19 protein-coding genes and 1 tRNA gene are annotated in these 19,759 nt (G+C 69.8%); 14 read left to right on the top strand and 6 right to left on the bottom strand.

The genetic code is table 11. From position 1 onward, the window contains the following. Nucleotides 1–151 precede the first annotated feature (151 nt). The 4 genes from ACWIBS_RS04330 to ACWIBS_RS04315 all read left to right on the top strand — a co-directional run bounded on the left by ACWIBS_RS04330 (nt 152) and on the right by ACWIBS_RS04315 (nt 5,058). On the top strand, nt 152–898 hold the full coding sequence (locus ACWIBS_RS04330) for an L-ribulose-5-phosphate 4-epimerase (RefSeq protein WP_376128485.1): 747 nt from the start codon (nt 152–154) through the stop codon (nt 896–898). Beyond that, nucleotides 895–2,514: a xylulokinase gene (locus ACWIBS_RS04325; RefSeq protein WP_376128483.1), complete on the top strand. Its 1,620-nt coding sequence runs from the start codon at nt 895–897 to the stop codon at nt 2,512–2,514. The genes ACWIBS_RS04330 and ACWIBS_RS04325 overlap by 4 nt, the downstream gene beginning before the upstream one ends. A gap of 87 nt (nt 2,515–2,601) precedes the next feature. Continuing rightward, nucleotides 2,602–4,113, top strand: coding sequence for an L-arabinose isomerase (araA, locus tag ACWIBS_RS04320; RefSeq protein ID WP_376128481.1), 1,512 nt, complete (start codon nt 2,602–2,604; stop codon nt 4,111–4,113). A gap of 3 nt (nt 4,114–4,116) precedes the next feature. Then, nucleotides 4,117–5,058 carry an aldose 1-epimerase family protein gene (locus ACWIBS_RS04315; RefSeq protein WP_376128479.1) on the top strand — a complete coding sequence of 314 codons (942 nt, stop codon included), beginning with the start codon at nt 4,117–4,119 and terminating at the stop codon, nt 5,056–5,058. A gap of 143 nt (nt 5,059–5,201) precedes the next feature. On the opposite strand, the gene ACWIBS_RS04310 is transcribed toward ACWIBS_RS04315, so the two are convergent. Beyond that, nucleotides 5,202–5,396: a hypothetical protein gene (locus tag ACWIBS_RS04310; RefSeq protein WP_376128477.1), complete on the bottom strand. Its 195-nt coding sequence runs from the start codon at nt 5,394–5,396 to the stop codon at nt 5,202–5,204. Between the two features lie 127 nt (nt 5,397–5,523). On the opposite strand from ACWIBS_RS04310, the gene ACWIBS_RS04305 reads away from it, so the two are divergent. The 3 genes from ACWIBS_RS04305 (at nt 5,524) to ACWIBS_RS04295 (ending at nt 6,724) form a co-directional block, all read left to right on the top strand. Further along, entirely contained in the window at nt 5,524–5,955 is a 432-nt protein-coding gene (locus ACWIBS_RS04305; protein WP_376128475.1) for a YdeI/OmpD-associated family protein, read from the top strand. A 59-nt stretch (nt 5,956–6,014) separates the two neighbouring features. After that, nucleotides 6,015–6,584 carry an asparagine synthase gene (locus tag ACWIBS_RS04300; RefSeq protein ID WP_376128473.1) on the top strand — a complete coding sequence of 190 codons (570 nt, stop codon included), beginning with the start codon at nt 6,015–6,017 and terminating at the stop codon, nt 6,582–6,584. Nucleotides 6,585–6,651: 67 nt separating this feature from the next. Then, nucleotides 6,652–6,724, top strand: a tRNA-Arg gene (locus tag ACWIBS_RS04295). A gap of 75 nt (nt 6,725–6,799) precedes the next feature. Here the strand turns inward: ACWIBS_RS04295 and ACWIBS_RS04290 are convergent. From ACWIBS_RS04290 to ACWIBS_RS04275, 4 genes are all read right to left on the bottom strand, one after another. Then, a complete protein-coding gene (locus tag ACWIBS_RS04290; protein WP_376128471.1) occupies nt 6,800–7,600 on the bottom strand; it encodes a nitroreductase family protein in 801 nt (266 codons plus the stop codon). Between the two features lie 8 nt (nt 7,601–7,608). Then, entirely contained in the window at nt 7,609–7,965 is a 357-nt protein-coding gene (locus ACWIBS_RS04285) for a hypothetical protein (RefSeq protein ID WP_376128469.1), read from the bottom strand. Between the two features lie 14 nt (nt 7,966–7,979). Next, complete coding sequence (locus tag ACWIBS_RS04280) at nt 7,980–8,882, bottom strand: SDR family oxidoreductase (RefSeq protein WP_376128467.1); 903 nt, start codon at nt 8,880–8,882, stop codon at nt 7,980–7,982. A 110-nt stretch (nt 8,883–8,992) separates the two neighbouring features. Further along, nucleotides 8,993–9,523, bottom strand: a complete 531-nt coding sequence (locus tag ACWIBS_RS04275) for a MarR family winged helix-turn-helix transcriptional regulator (protein WP_376128465.1) — start codon at nt 9,521–9,523, stop codon at nt 8,993–8,995. Between the two features lie 103 nt (nt 9,524–9,626). Here ACWIBS_RS04275 and ACWIBS_RS04270 point away from each other — a divergent pair, with 103 nt between their 5' ends. The 3 genes from ACWIBS_RS04270 to mmsB are packed head-to-tail and all read left to right on the top strand — an operon-like array spanning nt 9,627 to nt 13,218. Beyond that, on the top strand, nt 9,627–11,129 hold the full coding sequence (locus ACWIBS_RS04270; RefSeq protein ID WP_376128463.1) for a CoA-acylating methylmalonate-semialdehyde dehydrogenase: 1,503 nt from the start codon (nt 9,627–9,629) through the stop codon (nt 11,127–11,129). A gap of 2 nt (nt 11,130–11,131) precedes the next feature. Beyond that, entirely contained in the window at nt 11,132–12,277 is a 1,146-nt protein-coding gene (locus ACWIBS_RS04265) for an acyl-CoA dehydrogenase family protein (RefSeq protein ID WP_376128461.1), read from the top strand. A gap of 20 nt (nt 12,278–12,297) precedes the next feature. Further along, nucleotides 12,298–13,218, top strand: a complete 921-nt coding sequence (gene mmsB / locus ACWIBS_RS04260; RefSeq protein WP_376128459.1) for a 3-hydroxyisobutyrate dehydrogenase — start codon at nt 12,298–12,300, stop codon at nt 13,216–13,218. Between the two features lie 256 nt (nt 13,219–13,474). Here the strand turns inward: mmsB and ACWIBS_RS04255 are convergent, their stop codons facing one another. Further along, the gene (locus ACWIBS_RS04255) at nt 13,475–13,885 is read right to left on the bottom strand and encodes a GreA/GreB family elongation factor (RefSeq protein WP_376128457.1); all 411 of its coding nucleotides are present in this window, start codon (nt 13,883–13,885) and stop codon (nt 13,475–13,477) included. A gap of 94 nt (nt 13,886–13,979) precedes the next feature. Between ACWIBS_RS04255 and ACWIBS_RS04250 the strand changes: the two genes are divergently transcribed. The 4 genes from ACWIBS_RS04250 (at nt 13,980) to ACWIBS_RS04235 (ending at nt 19,757) form a co-directional block, all read left to right on the top strand. After that, nucleotides 13,980–15,548 (top strand): L-serine ammonia-lyase, iron-sulfur-dependent, subunit alpha, encoded by a 1,569-nt coding sequence (locus tag ACWIBS_RS04250; protein ID WP_376128455.1) that lies wholly within the window; start codon nt 13,980–13,982, stop codon nt 15,546–15,548. Between the two features lie 65 nt (nt 15,549–15,613). Further along, nucleotides 15,614–16,942, top strand: coding sequence for an MFS transporter (locus ACWIBS_RS04245; RefSeq protein ID WP_376128453.1), 1,329 nt, complete (start codon nt 15,614–15,616; stop codon nt 16,940–16,942). Continuing rightward, nucleotides 16,939–18,750 carry a glycoside hydrolase family 2 protein gene (locus ACWIBS_RS04240; RefSeq protein WP_376128451.1) on the top strand — a complete coding sequence of 604 codons (1,812 nt, stop codon included), beginning with the start codon at nt 16,939–16,941 and terminating at the stop codon, nt 18,748–18,750. Before ACWIBS_RS04245 ends, ACWIBS_RS04240 begins: the two co-directional genes overlap by 4 nt. Beyond that, nucleotides 18,747–19,757, top strand: a complete 1,011-nt coding sequence (locus ACWIBS_RS04235) for a DUF2804 domain-containing protein (protein ID WP_376128449.1) — start codon at nt 18,747–18,749, stop codon at nt 19,755–19,757. Before ACWIBS_RS04240 ends, ACWIBS_RS04235 begins: the two co-directional genes overlap by 4 nt. Nucleotides 19,758–19,759 lie beyond the last annotated feature (2 nt).

Genomic DNA, 19,759 nt, shown 5'->3' with positions numbered 1-19,759 from the left:
CAGTCTCGGCGGCCCGTTGCGGTCTCGCGGTCAGGGCAGAGCGGGCGTCGGCTCGGCTCGGCTCGGCTCGGCTCGGCTCGGCGACGGTCGACGCGGCGCGGGCAGCGGGTGGTCGATCGCGCGTGGTACCGGTAACATCGACGCGAAACCGATGGAGGACATCGTGACGACTTCCGACGCGGCTGCTGCGGGCCGCACCTTCGCCCCCGACGTCGAGGCGGCCATCGCCGCGACCCGCGACGACGTCGCGCGACTGCACGGCGAGCTCGTGCGCTACGGCCTCGTCGTGTGGACGGGCGGGAACATCTCCGGACGCGTGCCCGGCGCCGATCTGTTCGTGATCAAGCCGTCCGGCGTCTCGTACGACGAGCTCACCGCCGACGACATGATCCTCTGCGACCTCGACGGCCTCACCGTCCCCGGTTCGCACGGCAGCCACCGCAGCCCGTCGAGCGACACGGCCGCCCATGCCTACGTCTACCGGCACATGCCCGAGGTCGGGGGAGTCGTGCACACGCACTCCACCTACGCCGTCGCCTGGGCCGCGCGCGGCGAAGAGATCCCGTGCGTCATCACGGGGATGGCCGACGAGTTCGGCGGGCCGATCCCGATCGGCCCGTTCGCGATCATCGGCGACGACTCGATCGGGCGCGGGATCGTCGACACGCTCACGGGTCACCGCAGTCGTGCCGTGCTCATGCAGAACCACGGCCCCTTCACGATCGGCGTCACGGCGCGGGACGCCGTCAAGGCCGCCGTCATGTGCGAAGACGCGGCGCGCACGGTGCACCTGGCGCGCGAAGCCGGCCCGCTGATCCCGATCCCGCAGGAGTCGATCGACCGCCTCTACGAGCGCTACCAGAACGTGTACGGGCAGAGCGGGGACGATCGCCGATGAACGCCATCGCAGCCGGGCGCACGGCGCTCGGGATCGAGCTCGGATCGACGCGCATCAAGGCGTGCCTCGTCGACGCCGACGAGCCGTCGATCGTGCTCGCCACCGGTTCGCACGAGTGGGAGAACCGCTTCGAGGACCGTGTCTGGACCTATTCGCTCGACGACGTCTGGGAGGGAGTCCGCTCGGCCTACGCCGCGCTCGCCGCCGACGTCCGCGAGCGTCATGGCATCCCCCTCGAGCGGATCGGCGCGATGGGCGTGTCGGCGATGATGCACGGCTATCTGGCCTTCGACGAGACCGACGAACTCCTCGTGCCGTTCCGCACCTGGCGCAACACCACGACGGGTCCTGCCGCCGCCGAGCTGACCGATCTGCTCGGCGTCAACATTCCGCTCCGCTGGTCGGTCGCGCACCTGCGACAGGCGGTGCTCGACGCCGAGCCGCACGTCCGGCGCGTGCGATTCCTGACGACGCTCGCCGGCTACGTGCACTGGCGCTTGACCGGCTGCAAGGTGCTGGGCATCGGCGACGCGTCGGGCATGTTCCCCATCGATGCGGCGACCGGCACGTATGACGCCGCTCTCGCCGCTCGCTACGACGGCCTCGGCGGTCCGGCCCCGATCGCCGAGCTGCTTCCCGAAGTGCTCGCAGCGGGCGATTCCGCCGGGCGGCTCACCGCCGAAGGAGCGGCGCTGCTCGACCCGTCGGGTGCCCTCGAGCCCGGCGCCCTGCTCTGCCCGCCCGAGGGCGATGCGGGCACGGGAATGGTCGCGACGAACGCCGTGGCCCCCCGCTCGGGCAACGTGAGCGCCGGCACCAGCATCTTCGCGATGGTCGTGCTCGAGCGTCCGCTCGCGCGGCTGCACCACGAGCTCGACGTCGTCACGACGCCCGCGGGAGACCCCGTCGCGATGGTGCACTGCAACAACGGCGCGAGCGAGCTCGCCGCGTGGGCGGGCCTGTTCGCCCGGTTCGCCGCGGCCGCCGATGCTCCCCTCGAGCTCGACGCCGTGTTCGACGTGCTGTTCCGCGAAGCGATCGACGGGGCAGCCGACGCGGGCGGGATCCTCGCCTACAACCACCTGGCCGGCGAGCCGATCGCCGGTCTCGCCGAGGGCCGACCGCTCGTGGTGCGAACGCCCGACAGCGTCCTCACGCTCGCCAATCTCATGCGCGCCCAGCTTTACGGCGTCTTCGGAACCCTCGCGCTGGGCATGCGCGTGCTCACCGACGAGGGCGTCGCACTCGATCGGATGTTCGCGCACGGGGGCCTGTTCCGCACGGCCGGCGTCGCCCAGCGCTTCCTCGCCGGCGCACTGGCGGCACCCGTCTCGGTCCGCGACACCGCGTCCGAGGGTGGCGCGTGGGGCATCGCGGTGCTCGCCGCCTATGCGCGCACTGCCGCAGCCCACCCCGGCACGCTCCTCGAGCCCGCGGCCTCTGGAGCGGGCACGTCCGACGCCTCTCTTTCCTCGTATCTCGATGACCGCGTCTTCGCGGACGCCGTCGTCGTGACCGCCGACCCCGACCCCGCGGACATCGCCGGGTTCGACGCGTACCTCGAGCGCTACCGCGCCGGGCTCGCCGTCGAGGCCGCTGCCGTCGCCGCTCTCTGACCCCGTTCCGCTCCGCAAATCGCGCGAAGCCGGCCCCGCATCCGGATTCCCGGCTCGCGCGACCTGCGCTCATCGAAGGACATCCTCATGACCCGCACACCCCTTTCCACCTCCCTCGACGGCTACGAAGTGTGGTTCGTCACGGGCAGCCAGGGCCTCTATGGCGACGAGACGCTGCGTCAGGTCGCGTCGCAGTCGCAGGCCGTCGTGGAGGGTCTGGCGGACCTTCCCGTCACCGTCGTGTGGAAGCCCGTGCTGACCGACGCCGACAGCATCCGCCGCCTCGCGCTCGAGGCCAACGCCCGCGACGACGTCATCGGCATCATCGCCTGGATGCACACGTTCAGCCCCGCCAAGATGTGGATCGCGGGACTCGATGCGCTGCGCAAGCCGCTTCTGCACCTGCACACGCAGGCGAACGTCGAACTGCCGTGGTCCGAGATCGACTTCGACTTCATGAACCTCAACCAGGCAGCGCACGGCGACCGCGAATTCGGGTACATCCAGACGCGCCTGGGCGTCGCCCGCAAGACCGTCGTCGGTCACGTGACGAACCCCGCCGTGCGTCAGCAGATCGAGGATTGGCAGCGCGCGGCGGCCGGGTGGGCGGCATCCCGCACGCTCAAGCTCGCGCGGTTCGGCGACAACATGCGCTACGTCGGCGTCAGCGAGGGCGACAAGACCGAGGCCGAGCTGCGCTTCGGCGTGCAGGTCAACACGTGGGGCGTCAACGAACTCGCCGAGGCGGTCGGGCAGGTGACGGATGCCGCGATCGACGACCTCGTCGCGGTGTACCTCGACGAATACGACGTCACGGGGGAGCTGCGGCCCGGCGCTGAGCGCCACCAGTCGCTCCGTGACGGCGCGGCGATCGAGCTCGGCCTGCGCTCGTTCCTCGAGGAGGGCGGCTTCGGTGCCTTCACGACGTCGTTCGAAGATCTCGGCGCCCTGAAGCAGCTGCCGGGCCTGGCGGTTCAGCGGCTCATGGCCGAGGGGTACGGCTTCGGTGCGGAGGGCGACTGGAAGACGGCGATCCTCGTGCGCGTCGCGAACGTCATGGGTGCGGGCCTGCCGGGCGGGGCCAGCCTCATGGAGGACTACACGTACGACCTCGTCGCCGGTGAGGAGAAGATCCTCGGCGCGCACATGCTCGAGGTGTCGCCCTCGCTCACGAACGCGCGGCCGCGTCTCGAGGTGCATCCGCTCGGGATCGGCGGCAAGGACGACCCCGTCCGGCTCGTCTTCACCGCCGATCCGGGGGCGGCCCTCGTCGTCGCGATGAGCGACATGCGTGACCGGTTCCGCCTCGTCGCCAACGTCGTCGAGAACGTCGAGGCGCCCGACCTGCCGAATCTCCCGGTCGGTCGCGCCGTGTGGAAGCCCGCACCCGACTTCGCCACGTCGGCGGCCTGCTGGCTGACGGCGGGCGCCGCGCACCATACTGTGATGACGACCGCCGTCGGCGTCGAGGTGTTCCGTGACTTCGCGGAGATCGCCGCCACCGAGCTCGTCGTCATCGACGAAGACACCACGGTCCGCGGGTTCCAGCGCGAGCTGCGGTGGAACCAGGCGTATTACCGACTCGCTCAGGGAATCTGATCCATGGCACGAACCGCGACCTCCGGCACTCAGCACGCGCTGCGCGCCGGCGACTACGAAGCCGTCGTGGCGAGCGTCGGCGCGACGCTGCGTTCGCTGACCTACCGGGGGCGAGATCTCGTCGTGCCCTTCGGCGCCGATGACGTGCGTCCCTCGTACCGCGGGGCGACCCTCGCGCCGTGGCCGAACCGCGTCGTCGACGGCGCGTACTCCTTCGGCGGGCGGGACTTCCGCCTGCCGCTCACCGAGCCCGCGCGCGGCCACGCGCTGCACGGCCTGGCCGCGTGGCTCGACTTCGAGGCGATCGACAAGGGCCCCGACCATGTGACGCTCGCCGCCGCGATCCAGCCGCAGACCGCGTACCCGTGGCGCATCATCGTCTTCACGACCTATTCGCTCGGGCCCGACGGTCTGACGCAGACCGTGACGGCGCGCAACGAGTCGAGTGAGCCGGCCCCGTGGGGCGTCGGACCGCACCCGTATCTCGTCGCCGGAGAGGGCACGGTCGACGACTGGACCCTCGAGCTCCCCGCCGGCGAGGTGCTCGAGGTGACGGCCGACAGGCTCGCGCCGACCCGGGTCGTCGCGGTCGACGCCGATCCCGAGCGGTTCGACTTCCGCAGCGCGCGCCGCGTCGGCTCCGTCGAGCTCGACCACGCCTACACGGGCCTTCTCCGCGGCGAGGACGGCGACGTGACGGTACGGGTGACGGATGCCGCCGGCTCAGGCGTCGCGATGTCGTGGGGCGCCGCGTGCCCGTGGGTGCAGGTCCACACCGCCGACAAGCCCGAACCCGCACTGAGCCGCCTGGGTCTCGCGGTCGAGCCGATGACGTGCGCGCCCGACGCCTTCAACGCCGACCGCTATCGGCATGACTCGGGGCTCATCGCGCTCGAGCCGGGAGCGGAGGCCGAGGCCGGCTGGCGCATCTGCGCGATCGGCTGAGGCGTCGCGAAACGAGGACGCCCGTCGGGATGCGTGGCATCCTGACGGGCGTCTTGCGCACTCATTCACCGGATGCTGCGAAACCCCCGAGTACTCTCCAGGGTCCCGCGCATGCTCGGCGACGGCGCAGTGTGGTCAGGGAATCAGTCCCTGAGGTCTTCTTTGATCTCGTTGCGGGTCTTCACCGAGTCCCGTTCGGCTTCGGCACGCTTCACCTCGGCGTCGGCCTTCATCTCGTCGGCTTTGTCTCCGATGCGGTCCGTGGTGTCCTCCCACGTGTCCTTGATCTTGTCGCCGACAGCATCGGCCGTATCCTTCGCGTCATCCAGGAATCCCATGGTCCTGCTCCTTCCGTGGTTTCGCGTGACATCGACGTTACGGGGACCGCCGCGAAACTCAGCGGGGGTTGCGTTCGCGCGTGCAGATTGCTACCGACGCGCGTGTCGCCGGTGGCAGAATCGTGCCATGCGATTCGAGACGACGCTGTTCTTGAGCGGCAACAACACCGGGATCGAGGTCCCACCGGAACTCATCGACGAGCTCGGCGCCGGCAAGCGGCCGCCCGTCGACGTCACGGTGAACGGGTTCGCGTACCGCAGCACGGTCGCTGTGATGGGTGGCAAGTACCTCATCCCGTTCAGCTCGGACAAGCGTGCCGCGACGGGGCTGAATGGCGGCGACCCCATCACCGTCGAGATCACCCTCGACACGGCGCCGCGCGAGGTCGACGTGCCCGATGATCTGGCGGCCGCGCTCGCCGACGCCGACGTGCGGGCGGCGTTCGACCGGCTGGCGCCGAGCGCACGCAAAGCGCACGTGACGAACGTCGAGGGCGCGAAGGCCGCCGACACCCGCGCGAGACGCATCGCGGCGATCGTCGCCAAGCTCTCGGGCTGACTCGCGGCATCCGACTCTCGCATGTCGCCCCGGACGATAGCCTCGTGGGGGGAGGTGCTGTGAGCAAGACCACGGACGCGATCGCCGAGGGCGTGTCCATCGCGTTCGCCGCAGCCAGACTGGTGGTGCGCAACCACATCCTCGTCGAGACGATCGCGCACGGCGCCCCCTTCGACGTCGAGCGCTTCGCTCCCGTCGCGCGTGATGCCCTGCTCTCGCTCGCGACCGAGCAGGAGGCCGCGGCAGACCTCGCGAAGCAGCAGCGCCGCCGCGCGTGGGGCAAGTTCACCGACCCCGACGGAACGCACGACTACCGTGACCGGGATACCCGCAACCTCCGCAAGCGCCACAAGCAGTACGTCGGTGTCGCGAAAGAGCTGCGCCAGCGGGCCGACGATCCCGATGCCGTCCGGTCGCTGGTCGAAGCATCGAGGGATGCCGCGTGGGGAGACGTCGAGGCGAATCTGCAGCGCCGCCTCACGGTCGAGGGCATGCGGCCCGACCTCGACCCCGATTACGAGCGCATGCGCGCCGCCCGGATGCAGTCCCTGCGCCTCATCGATCTGCCGCGTCTCGCCGCGCATCGGCGTCGTTCCGCCGACCCGCAGGACTCCGACGCGGAGGAGTGACGTCGATTCGCGACGAACGCGAGCGTGGGGTATTCTGGACGCTGGCCCGAGCGCAAGCGCGGGCCATGCGCCTCTAGCTCAATGGATAGAGCATCTGACTACGGATCAGAAGGTTGGGGGTTCGAGTCCCTCGAGGCGCGCGTACTGTGTTGAGACAGTCATGATCGAAAGCCCGCGAGCAATCGCGGGCTTTCGTGTCTCCGCTGTCGGCCGGCTCACGCGGTCACGTCGTCCCAGCCCTCCTGCGCGGTGTCGCACGTCTCGCGGAACACGAACTGCGACGGCAGCTTGCGTTGAGAGCTCGACCAGTCGATCGCGGGGCGCCGCTGCTCGGGCGGCAGATAGCCCAGTCGGTAGACGGCCATGAGCTCGAGGTCGTCGGGAACCCGCAGCAGATCGACGATCTCCTGCCACCGCCCCGGTGCTTCCATCGGGAACGAGATGAACTGGATCCCCATCCCGAGCTCCACCGTCGTGAGCCAGACGTTCTCCATCGCGGCGCCCATGCTGAAGACCGAGTAGAACGACGACAGCTCGCCCGGCCGGTACTCGCTGCGATCGAGCATGACGGCCAGAAGCAGTGGAGATCCGGCGACCAGCCTGCGGTTCTCGGCCCCGAGGGTCTTCGGCACGCCGAGAGCGTTCATGAGCTTCTGGCCACGCGACGTGAACACCTGGCCCGTGAAGGGCCGCAGCGGTGCCGGGAGCTTGTCGAACAGCATCCCGCTGCGCTCGTGCTCCATCTCGGCCTCGCTGAAGCGGAAGTACGGCTTGTCGCGCTCGAAGAACGTGCCGTTCGACATCACCTCGGTCATGCTCTCGCCCGAGATGCGCGCGATCGTCTCGATCGTGTCGCGGTGCTCGATGACGATGAAGCGCCACGGCTGACTGTTCAGCTGCGACGGGGCACGGCTCGCCGCCTCGAGCAGCAGGCGCTGATGCGCCGGCGACACCGGGTCAGGAAGGAACGGACCGTTCGTCGTCTTGCGACGGCGGATGACATCCAAGAACTCCATGGGACTCCTCACGCTGATCGGATGACGGCGGCGATCACGAACGGCGCTGCGGTCAGCGCGAGGATCGGATGCCGCCGCGTGTGTGTTCCGGCGAAGGGGATCGCCGCGAGGGGCCCGACCGCGGGAGCGAGCGCCAACGCCGCTCGACGACTCCGATCCCGCGGGCGCCCCCACCACGCCGAGCTCACCGCAGCCGCGGTCAGCGCGGACGTGGCGATGTAGAGCGCGTGGTGCACCCAGCGCGCGCGACGCGTGTCGACCCACCCGAGGGCGACCGTGAGCCCCAGCGCGCAGTTGGCGGCGTAGCATCCCGCCGTCCAGCCGAAGATGCCGGTCGTGCGTCGACGCGGGGTCGCAGCGAGCACGGAGGATCGCGTGTTCAGAAGACCGGCAGGCCGCCGGTCACGCCGACGACCGTCCCGCTGACGTAGCTCGCCTCGGCGGGGGAGGCGAGGAAGACATACGCGCCGGCCAGTTCCGCGGGCTGGCCGATGCGGCCGAGCGGAGTGTCCTTGCCCATGTTCGCGACGGCGGCGGGTTCCTTCGTCGCCGGCTGCAGCGGGGTCCAGACGGGGCCGGGGGCGACGGCGTTGACGCGGATCCCGTCGGGTCCGAGCTCGCGCGCGAGATTCACGGTGAGGTTGTTGATCGCCGCCTTCGTCGCGGCGTAGTCGATCATCGTGACCGACGGATCGTACGCCTGCACGGAACTCGTGTTGATGATGCAGTCGCCGCGGTCGAGGTGCTCCAGCGCCGCCTGGCTGACCCACAGCGTCGCGTACAGGTTGGTCTCGACGGCACGGTGCAGGTCTTCGGCCGCGAGCCCCTTCAAACCCTCTTCGCCGCGCGCCCAGTGGAACCCGGCATTGTTGGCGACGATGTTGAGTCCGCCGAGTTCCTCCGCGGCACGGGTCACGACGTCGCGGCAGGTCTGTTCGTCGCGCAGGTCTCCCGGCAGCAGCACGGCCGTGCGGCCGGCCTTCTCTATCCAGTGCGCCACGTCACGCGCGTCCTCTTCCTCCTCGGGCAGGTAGCTGATCGCGACATCGGCGCCCTCCCGCGCGAACGCGATCGCGACGGCCCGGCCGATCCCCGAGTCCCCGCCCGTGATGAACGCCTTCAGCCCGTCGAGGCGTCCGCGGCCCTGCCAGGACTCCTCGCCGTGGTCGGGACGGGGATGCATAGGCGCGGTCAGGCCGGGAGGGGACTGCTGCTGCTCGGGCATGCCTCCTTCGTCATCGGCGAGCGACTGGGCGTGCTTGGCGACGGGTGCTTCGGGCATGGTGGGCTCCTTCACTCGCGGGATTCGACCCTCAGAGTAAGGAGCGCGCCGCGGCGATGTCTGCCCCCTATCGACCAGGGGTGATGGATGCTACGCCCCGGTGTCGCGGCTCAGACGAGAGGTTCGGGAGCCGGTGCCGGCATCGAGAAGTCCCCGGCGTCGAGCCGCAGCTTCGCGATCGACTGTGTCAGCGGCGGGATCACCTCTTCGCAGACCTGCGCGAAGACCTGCTCGTTGAGCGCGGCCGTGGCAGCCTCCGTGATCTCGTACCCTGCCGGCGTGATGGTCAGCAGCGCGGCTCGACCGTCGCGGGGGTGGGGATCGCGGCGCACGAGCCCGTCGCGTTCCAGCCGGGCGACCGTGTTGGTCACGCTCGCGGGGTGCACCTGGAGTCGGGCTGTCGCGCTGGCCATCGGCATCGTGCCTTCTTTGCTGAACGCCAGCAGTCGCAGCATCTCGAACCGGGCGAAGGACAGCGAGAACGGCCGCAGGGTCTTCTCGACCTCGGCGAGCATCAGCTGGTGCGCGCGCATGACCGATGTCACGGCCGCCATACCGTCCGCCGCTTCGCCCCAGCCGTGCGCGATCCACTGACGCCGGGCTTCGGCGATGGGGTCGACGTGCAGCGGCTTGGGGGGCAAGAGGGGCTCCTTCCTGGCATCCACCGTATCGCCGGGGGCGCGTCGATCCGTCGATCGCGATCTTTTGATTGCAGATTAGATAGTTGAATGTCATAGTACTTCTATGACGCGAGAACTCACCCACTTCATCGGCGGCGCTCGCGTCGCCGGCACATCCGGCCGCTTCGGCGACGTCTTCGACCCGAGCACCGGCGAGGTGCAGGCCCGCGTTCCGCTGGCGAGCACGGCCGAAGTGCAGGCGGCGATCGGCAACGCCGAAGCGGCGCAGGTCGAGTGGGCGGCGCAGAACCCGCAGAAGCGGGCGCGCGTGCTGCTGAAGTTCCTCGACCTCGTCGCGAAGGACACGCCGACCCTCGCGCGGATGCTGTCGAGCGAGCACGGCAAGACCGTGCCCGATGCGATCGGAGACATCCAGCGCGGTGTCGAGGTCGTCGAGTTCGCTGCCGGAGCGCCCCACCTGCTGAAGGGGGAGTACTCCAGCGGTGCCGGCACCGGGATCGACGTGTACTCGATGCGCCAGCCGCTCGGCGTCGTCGCGGGGATCACGCCGTTCAACTTTCCCGCCATGATCCCGCTGTGGAAGGCCGGACCGGCGCTGGCCGCGGGCAACGCGTTCATCCTGAAGCCGAGCGAGCGCGACCCCTCGGTTCCCCTGCGCCTGGCCGAACTCTTCCTCGAGGCCGGGCTCCCCGAAGGCGTGCTCAACGTCGTCAACGGCGACAAGGAGGCCGTCGACGCGATCCTGCACGATGACCGCGTCAAGGCCGTCGGGTTCGTCGGCTCGACCCCCATCGCGCAGTACATCTACGAGACCGCCGCCGCCAACGGCAAGCGCGCGCAGTGCTTCGGCGGCGCGAAGAACCACATGATCGTCATGCCGGATGCCGACCTCGATCAGGTCGCCGATGCGCTCATCGGCGCCGGCTATGGGTCTGCGGGCGAGCGCTGCATGGCGATCTCGGTCGCCGTGCCGGTGGGCAAGCAGACCGGCGACGCGCTCGCCGCGAAGCTCGCCGAGCGCGTGGCGACCCTGAAGGTCGGCCCCGCCCTCGACGAGAGCAACGACTACGGTCCGCTCGTGACGGCCGAGGCCAAGCAGCGCGTCGAGCACTACATCCAGGTCGGCGTGGACGAGGGGGCGACCCTGCTGGCCGATGGCCGCGGCTACGAGGTCCCCGGCTACGAGAACGGCTTCTACCTCGGCCCGACCCTGTTCGACCACGTCGAGCCCGAGCATACGATCTACCGGGAAGAGATCTTCGGGCCCGTGCTGATCATCGTGCGCGCCGACGACTACGAACAGGCCCTGAGCCTTCCGTCGACGCACGAGTACGGCAACGGCGTCTCGATCTTCACCCGCGACGGGGATGCCGCCCGCGACTTCGCCGCCCGCGTCGACACCGGGATGGTGGGGGTCAACGTGCCCATCCCCGTGCCGATCGCATACCACACGTTCGGCGGCTGGAAGAAGTCCGGATTCGGCGACCTCAACCAGCACGGTCCCGACGCGTTCCGGTTCTACACCAAGACCAAGACCGTGACGAGCCGCTGGCTGTCGCACGATCTCAAGGAAGGCGCGAGCTTCGTCATCCCGACGATGCACTGATCATGAGCGCGGGAATGACAGAGGAGCGCGCCGCCCTCGTCGAGGCGGTCCGCGATTTCGCCGAGGCAGCGCTCGCCCCGCACGCGGGCACGTGGGATGCGGACAAGCATTTCCCGATCGACACCTTGCACCAGGCCGGTCAGATGGGTCTGGGCGGCATCTATGCGCGCGAGGAGTTCGGCGGGTCGGGCCTGTCCCGTCAGGATGCGCTGGCGATCTTCGAAGAGCTCGCCAAGGGCGACACGACGATCGCGGCCTACATCTCGATCCACAACATGGTCGTGTGGATGATCGACACCTTCGGTGACGCCGAGCAGCGGGCGCGGTGGATCCCGAAGCTCGCGACGATGGAGGATCTCGGCAGCTACTGCCTCACCGAGCCGGGCGCGGGCTCGGATGCGGCGGCGATCACGACGAGCGCGCGGCGCGAGGGCGACGAGTACGTCATCAACGGCGTGAAGCAGTTCATCTCGGGCGCGGGTTCGTCGGCCGTCTACATCGTGATGGCCCGCACGAACGGCCCGGGCTCCCGCGGCATCAGCGCCATCGTCGTTCCCGCCGATACGCCGGGGCTGTCGTTCGGCCCGAACGAGAAGAAGATGGGCTGGAACGCCCAGCCGACCCGCCAGGTGATCCTCGAGGACGTGCGCGTGCCGGTGGCGAACCGGCTCGGCGACGAGGGCGACGGATTCGGCATCGCCATGAAGGGCCTCAACGGCGGCCGTGTCAACATCGGCGCCTGCTCGCTCGGCGGCGCCCAGTGGGCCCTCGACCGTGCCGTCTCGTATGTCCAGGACCGGCACGTCTTCGGGCTGCCGCTCACGGCGAACCAGACCATCGTCTTCCGGCTCGCCGAGATGGAGACGGATCTGCAGGCCGCACGAGCGCTGCTCGAGCGGGCCGCCGAGAAGATGGATGCCGCTGCCCCCGACGTCGCCGTCGCGTGTGCGCTCGCGAAGCGTTTCGCGACGGATGCCGCCTTCGATGTCGCCAACGCCGCGCTGCAGCTGCACGGCGGCTACGGTTATCTGCACGAATACGGCATCGAGAGGGTCGTGCGTGATCTGCGCGTGCATCAGATCCTCGAGGGAACGAACGAGATCATGCAGCTGATCGTCGGTCGCGCAGTGATCGAGCAAGGCCGATGACCGGCGACGAAGGGAACCCCATGAGCACCATCGCATTCATCGGACTCGGCCACATGGGCGGACCCATGGCGGCGAACCTCGTCAGAGCAGGGCACCGTGTGCTCGGCTTCGACCTCGTCGCCGAGATCCGCGATGCCGCCGCCGCCTCGGGAGTCGAGCTCGTGGCCGCCGGCACCGAGGCCGCCGCAGCGGCGGACATCGTGATCACGATGCTTCCCGCCGGCCGACACGTCCTGGCCGCGTACGGCACCGCGGACGAGCCCGGGCTGCTCGCCGCGGCGCGCCCCGGCACGCTCTTCATCGACTCGTCCACGATCGCCGTCGACGAAGCGCGTCTGGCCGCCGAAGCCGCGATCGCCGCCGGTCACCGCGCGCTCGACGCCCCCGTCTCGGGCGGCGTCGTCGGGGCAGAGAACGCGACACTCGCCTTCATGGTCGGTGGCAGCGACGCCGACTTCGCCGAGGCGCTGCCCGTGCTCGAGGCGATGGGCAAGCGAATCGTGCACTGCGGAGGCTCCGGCCTCGGGCAGGCCGCCAAAGTCTGCAACAACATGATCCTCGGCATCTCGCAGATCGCCGTTGCCGAGGCGTTCGTCATCGGTGAACGGCTGGGACTGTCGCATCAGGCGCTCTACGACGTGGCATCCAACGCGTCGGGTCAGTGCTGGGCGCTCACGACGAACTGCCCCGTGCCGGGCCCGGTGCCGACCAGCCCCGCCAATCGGGACTACCAGCCGGGTTTCGCAGGGACCCTCATGGCGAAGGATCTGTCGCTGGCCGGTCAGGCGATCGACCTCACCGGAGTCGACGCGCGGCTCGGCTCGCTCGCGCGGGACATCTACGTCGCCTTCGCCGAGGGCGACGGAGCGAATCAGGATTTCTCGGGGATCATCAACACGATCCGCGAGCACAGCGCGGCAGCATCCGTCGCCGCGGACTGACGCCCGCGCGACAGGTTCGACTTCCCTCGGGGGCTGGGCTATGGTCGGCCGGAATACCCACCAGCTGTCACAAGGGAAGTGAGTATCCGATGGCAACGAAAGAGAACGGCAAGAAGGCGGCGCAGCTGTCGCTGAAGGAGAAGCGGGCGCTCAAGCGCGAGAAGTCGCAGGAAGACGTTGTCCGCACGCGCAAGCGCTGATCGTCGGCTCGCTCTCGCGGTCGCCCGTCATGCGCGACCGCGAGAGCGATCGGCGGTCAGCCGTGGGGGACGGCCGCGATGATCTTGACGGCGATGTTCACGCCGTTCGGGGCGCGATAGGTCAGGCGGTCTCCGGGGTGGGAGCCGACGATGGCCTGCCCCAGGGGCGATTCGGGCGAGTACACGGCCATGTCGCCGACCGGGCCCAGCAGTGCGCGGGCGCCGAGCAGGAACGTCTCCTGCGAGTTGTCGGATTCGAATTCGACCGTGACACGCATGCCCGGCTCGACGAGTCCGTCATCGGCCATCGATCCGACCTGCGCGCGGCGGATGAGGCCGCGCAGTTCGACGATGCGAGCCGACGAGACGTCGTCGGCGACGTCGCTCTTGGTGAGATCGTCCAGTTCCTGCTGCAACTGATTCAGGGCATCCTGCGTCAGCCAGATCGGCTCTTCTGCAACAGACACGGCAACCTCCACGAAGTGAACGGATGAAGTTTCGATCCTACCGCCGTTGGCCCCGAAACACCCCTTCCGTGACGCGACGACGTAGCCTGGTGATGTGAGCGCATACGTCTCGGCGTTCGAGTTGTTCTCCATCGGAGTAGGCCCCTCGAGCTCCCACACGGTTGGTCCCATGCGGGCGGCCCTCGATTTCGCGACCCGTCTTCGCGAGCTCGGACTTCTCGGCGACGTCGCGCGCATCACGTGCACGCTGTACGGGTCGCTGGGGGCGACGGGGATCGGTCACGGCACGCCCGACGCGATCGTCGCGGGCCTGCAGGGACTCGAACCCGAGACGGTGGATCCGGATGCCGTGCGGTCGGCCTGGAGCGATTGGCCGGACGGCGCCGATCTCGTGCTCGCGGGGGAGCGCTGCGTGCCGTTCGCGAAGCGCGACGTCGTCTTCGCGCCGCGCACGCGCCTGCCGGGACACCCGAACGCCATGTCGCTCGAGGCGTGGTCTCGCTCGACGGCAGGGCCGATCACGGCGGCGGGAGCGGTCTTCCGCGAGACGGGGGCGGCGATGCTGCCCCCCGCGCCGGTATCCGACGAGGGCCTCGTGCTGCGCGAGACGTACTACTCCGTCGGGGGCGGGTTCATCCGCCGCGACGGCGAGCCGCCGCGCGTGCAGGCTCACGCGTATCCGCTCGACTTCGCCAGCGCCGACGAGCTTCTCGCCCTGTGCGACGAGCGCGGCATCACGATCGCCGAAGCGGCGCGCATCAATGAGCAGGCGCTGCGCAGCGACACCGAGATCGCGGCGAAGCTCGACGGCATCTGGGACGCCATGGCCGGGTGCGTCGGAGCCGGGCTGAACGCCGACGGTGTGCTCCCCGGCATCCTGCAGGTCAAGCGGCGTGCGGCCTCGATCCGCGCGCAACTCGACGAAGCCGAGTCCTCGGGCCACCGTGAGCTTCCCGGTGAATGGCTCGGCGCGTTCGCGCTCGCCGTCAATGAAGAGAACGCCGCGGGCGGGCGCGTGGTCACGGCGCCGACGAACGGCGCCGCGGGGATCGTGCCCGCTGTCGCGATGTACTGGTGGCGCTTCCTCGCGGACTCGGGCCTCGGCGCCGGCAATGCCGTCACCCCTTACGGCGAGCTCGTCGGCAGTGCCCTGATGGGGTTCCACCCGCCCGTGCCCGAGCTCGTCGAAGGCTCGCCGGCCGCGCTCGCCGAGGCGAACCGGCGGCGCGGCATCCGTCGGTTCCTGCTGACGGCCACGGCGCTGGGCTCGCTGTTCAAAGCGAACGCGTCGATCTCGGGGGCCGAAGGCGGATGCCAGGCCGAAGTCGGCTCCGCATGCGCCATGGCGGCGGGAGGCTTGACGGCGGTCATGGGCGGCACGAATCGGCAGATCGAGAACGCCGCCGAGATCGCCATGGAGCATCACCTCGGTCTCACGTGCGACCCCGTCGGCGGGCTCGTGCAGATCCCCTGCATCGAGCGCAATGCGATCGCCGCGTCGACCGCCGTCACGGCGGCCCGGCTCGCGCTGCGCGGCGACGGCTCGCACTTCGTCTCGCTCGACACCGTCGTCGAGACGATGCGTCAGACCGGCATCGACATGTCGACGAAGTACAAAGAAACGAGCGAAGGCGGCCTCGCGGTCAACGTCATCGAATGCTGATCCCGCTCCAGGGGATCTCCGGCCTAGGATCGAACGCACCCCCTGGATCGTGAGCAAGGATGCCGATGTCCCGAGATCGCCTCGCGCCCGCGAGCGAGCCCACCCGGCGCCTCGCGCCGCTGTCCGGTCGCGTGTGGTTCACGGTGGTCCTGCTGGGCCTCGTCGGGCAGCTCGCGTGGACCGTCGAGAACATGTACCTCAACGTGTTCGTCTACGACACGATCTCGACCGATCCGACCGTCATCGCGATCCTGGTGGCGGCCTCGGCGATCGCCGCGACCTTCGCCACGATGCTCGTGGGGGCCTGGTCGGACCGTGCGCGCACGCGTCGCCCGTTCATCGCGGTCGGCTACATCCTGTGGGGTCTCACGACGGCGACGTTCGGGTTCGTCCAGCCGACGGCGGGCACGGATGCCGCGCTCGCGGTCGGCACGGCGGTCGTCGCCATCGTGGCCCTGGACTGCCTCATGTCGGTGTTCGGATCGGGAGCCAACGACGCGGCCTTCAACGCGTGGGTGACCGAGTCGACCGAGCCGGGTAATCGCGGACGTGTCGACGGCGTGCTCGCGATCATGCCGCTGCTGGCGATGCTCCTCGTCTTCGGTGCGCTCGACGGGCTGACGCAGGCGGGCGAGTGGCGCCTGTTCTTCGCGATCGTGGGCCTCGCGACGGCGGCCGTGGGGGTGCTCGCCTGGTTCCTCGTGCGCGATCCGGTCCACATCGCGCCCAGCGCCGACGGATATCTCTCGTCGGTCGTCTACGGCTTGCGCCCCTCGTCGGTGCGGGCGAACCCGCGACTGTATCTGCTGCTGCTCGCGTACGCGATCGTCGGCACGAGCACGCAGGTGTTCGTGCCGTACCTGATCATCTACATCCAGCGGTACCTGCGCATCGACGGCTACGCGATCGTGCTCGGCAGCGTCCTGATCGTCGCCTCGATCGCGAGCGTCCTGGGCGGGCGCGTCATCGACCGGATCGGCAAGGTCCGCGCGATCCTGCCCGCGACGGCGATCCTCGTCGCGGGTCTGATCGGAATGGCGTTCGCGCGCGACATGGTGAGCGTCATCGTCGTGGGTGCGGTGATGATGAGCGGCTTCATGCTGTCGGTCGCCGCCATCGCCGCGAGCGTGCGCGATGCGACGCCCCTCGACCGGGTCGGCGTCGTGCAGGGGCTTCGCATGATCGCCGCCGTGCTGGTGCCGATGGTCGTCGGTCCCTTCATCGGCGCCGCCGTCATCATCGGTGCGAACGAGACCTACACGGATCTGGGCGTCGTCAAGCAGGTGCCCACGCCCTGGATCTTCCCGGCGGCCGCCGTCGTCGCGGTGCTCGTCATCGTCCCCGTGCTGCTGCTGCGACGCGTCCGTAGTGCGGTCGACGAGGTCGGCGCATGAGCCTGCGCACACCGTGGGCGGACGCCCTCGATCCCGACGCGCCGCTGCCCGAGTATCCGCGGCCGCAGCTCGTGCGAGGCGACTGGCGCAGCCTCAACGGGCGCTGGCAGTACGCGGTCACGCCCTTCGCGGCATCCGATCCCCTGGCCGTCGCCGACCCGGCCAACCCGCCCTCGGCGTGGCAGGGCGAGATCGTCGTGCCGTTCTCTCCCGAGACCGAGCTGTCCGGCGTGGGGCGCGTCCTCGGCGCCGACGAGACGCTCTGGTATCGGCGGAGCTTCGCGCTGCCTCGCACCCTCGCCGAGGGGGCGCGGGTGATCCTGCACTTCGGCGCGGTCGACCAGTCGTGTCGTGTCGCGGTCGACGGTGTCGAGGTGGGCGCCCACACGGGCGGATACCTGCCGTTCGCGATCGATGTGACCGACGATCTCGCGCACACGGGCGAGCACGAGATCGTCGTCGCGGTGCGTGATGTGACGGATGCCGCCTGGCTGTCCCGTGGCAAGCAGTCCACGCGGCCGGGCGGCATCTGGTACGCGCCGCAGTCCGGGATCTGGCAGACCGTGTGGGTCGAGATCGTGCCGCGCATCGCCGTCGACGCGCTCGTCCTGACGCCCGATCTCGCCGCGGGCGAGGTCGTGGTGATGGTCGGCAGCGCGCACGCGCGGGCAGAGGATCGAGCCACCGTCGAGATCAGGGCGGCGGACGAGCTCGTGGCGACGGCATCCGTCCCGATCGGCGAGCCGACGCGGGTTGCTCTCACGGGGAGCGTCCGAGCGTGGAGCCCGGAGGACCCCTTCCTCTACGACGTGCGCGTCGTTCTCGGTGACGATCGCGTCGACTCCTACGTCGGCATGCGCTCGTTCGGCGTCGGAACGGACGCCTCCGGCCGGCGGCGCCTGCTGCTCAACGGCGAGCCGTACCTGCCCGTCGGACTGCTCGATCAGGGCTACTGGCCCGACGGCGGATACACCGCTCCCGCCGATGCCGCGCTCGAGTACGACATCCGGCTGGCCAAGTGCATGGGCTTCACGATGCTCCGCAAGCACATCAAGATCGAGCCGCTGCGCTGGTACCACCACTGCGACCGGCTCGGCATGCTCGTGTGGCAGGACGCCGTCAACGGCGGCACGCGCTACAACCCGCTCGTCATCACGGCGCCCGTCTTCGGCGCCCCCGCGCTCGACGACCGCCGGTACGCGAGGTTCGGGCGAGCGGATGCCGCGGGTCGGGACCAGTACGAGACCGAGCTGCACGACATGATCGAGCATCTGCGCAGCGTGCCGTCCATCGCGCTGTGGGTGCCGTTCAACGAGGGCTGGGGACAGTTCGACGGCGCGCGGATCGCGGACGACGTGCGGCGCCTGGATCCGACGCGTCCGATCGATCACGCGAGCGGATGGCACGATCAGGGGGCCGGCGACGTGCGGAGCCTGCACGTGTACTTCCGTCCCGTGCGGGCACCCCGTCGTGCGGATGCGCGGGTGCTCGCCGTCACCGAGTACGGCGGCTACAGCCTCGCCGTCCCCGGGCACACGGCGAGCGATCGCGTGTTCGGATACCGCCGCTACCGGTCGCGCGAGCGTCTCGTCGCCGCGCTCGAGCGGCTGCACGTGCGCGAGATCGAACCCGCGATCGCCCGAGGTCTCGCGGCGACCGTGTATACGCAGCTGTCCGACGTCGAGGACGAGGTCAACGGACTGGTGACCTACGACCGGCGGTTCGTGAAGGTGCCCGAACAGGCCATGCGGCGCATCAACGACGGGCTGCGCGCCGCAGCCCGATCCCACGAGGTGGAGAAGCCATGAACCCCACGCCCCTGCCCGAGCTGATCGAGCGCGTGCCGCTTACGCTGCCGAACGGGCGCCTGAACCGCGCGGCCGTCGGGTGGGCGCGCCAGCCGGTCGTGGACACCGCCGGGATCGGCTCGGGGTTCTGGGGTCGCAACAAGCGGTGGGAGTACTGGGGCATCACGACCCCGACGCATCTGCTCGCCCTCACGGTGTCGTCGATCGATTACGCCGCCGTGCACGAGGTGTGGGTCTTCGACCGCGCGACCGAGCGAGAGTGGCGTCACGGGGCGACGGTGCTGCCGGCTCGCGGGTTCACTCTGCCGCCGTCGCTCGGCGAGGGGTCGGCGCAGGCGCGCGCCAAGGGCCTCGAGATCGACATCGATCCCGCGGAAGCCGGGGGCACACGGCTGCGTGCCCGCATCGCCGATGCCTCGTTCGACGTCGTCGCCGAACTGCCCGACGGGCACGAGCGACTCGCGGTCGTCGTGCCGTGGAGCGACACCCGATTCCAGTACACCGTCAAGGACGTCGCCCGCCCCGCGTCGGGCACCGTCACGATCGAGGGCGTCTCGTACGATGTGCCCGCGGGGGAGTCGTGGGCCGTGCTCGACCATGGCCGGGGGCGGTGGCCGTACGACATCCGGTGGAACTGGGGTGCCGGGTCGGGCATCTCGCACGGCCGGGTCATCGGCATCCAGGTCGGGGCGAAGTGGACAGACGGTACGGGGTCCACCGAGAACGCCGTGGTCATCGACGGGCGCCTCCACAAGATCCACGACGAGCTCGTGTGGGACTACGACATCGCCGATTGGCGACGACCGTGGCGGGTCGTCGGCGGCGGGCTCGCAGCATCCTTCACTCCGTTCCACAACAAGGAGACGCGCACGAATCTCGGCGTCGTCGCGAGCGCGACGGATCAGTGCTTCGGGCACTGGGACGGAACCTTCCAAACGCAGGACGGTGTCTCGATCCCGTTCGCCGGTGTGCTCGGGTGGGCCGAGGAGGTGCACAACCGCTGGTGAGC

Source organism: Microbacterium sp. NPDC055442 (genome assembly GCF_053644215.1).
The sequence above is the reverse complement of the archived record's forward strand: the minus strand, read 5'-3'. Positions and strand labels throughout refer to the sequence as shown.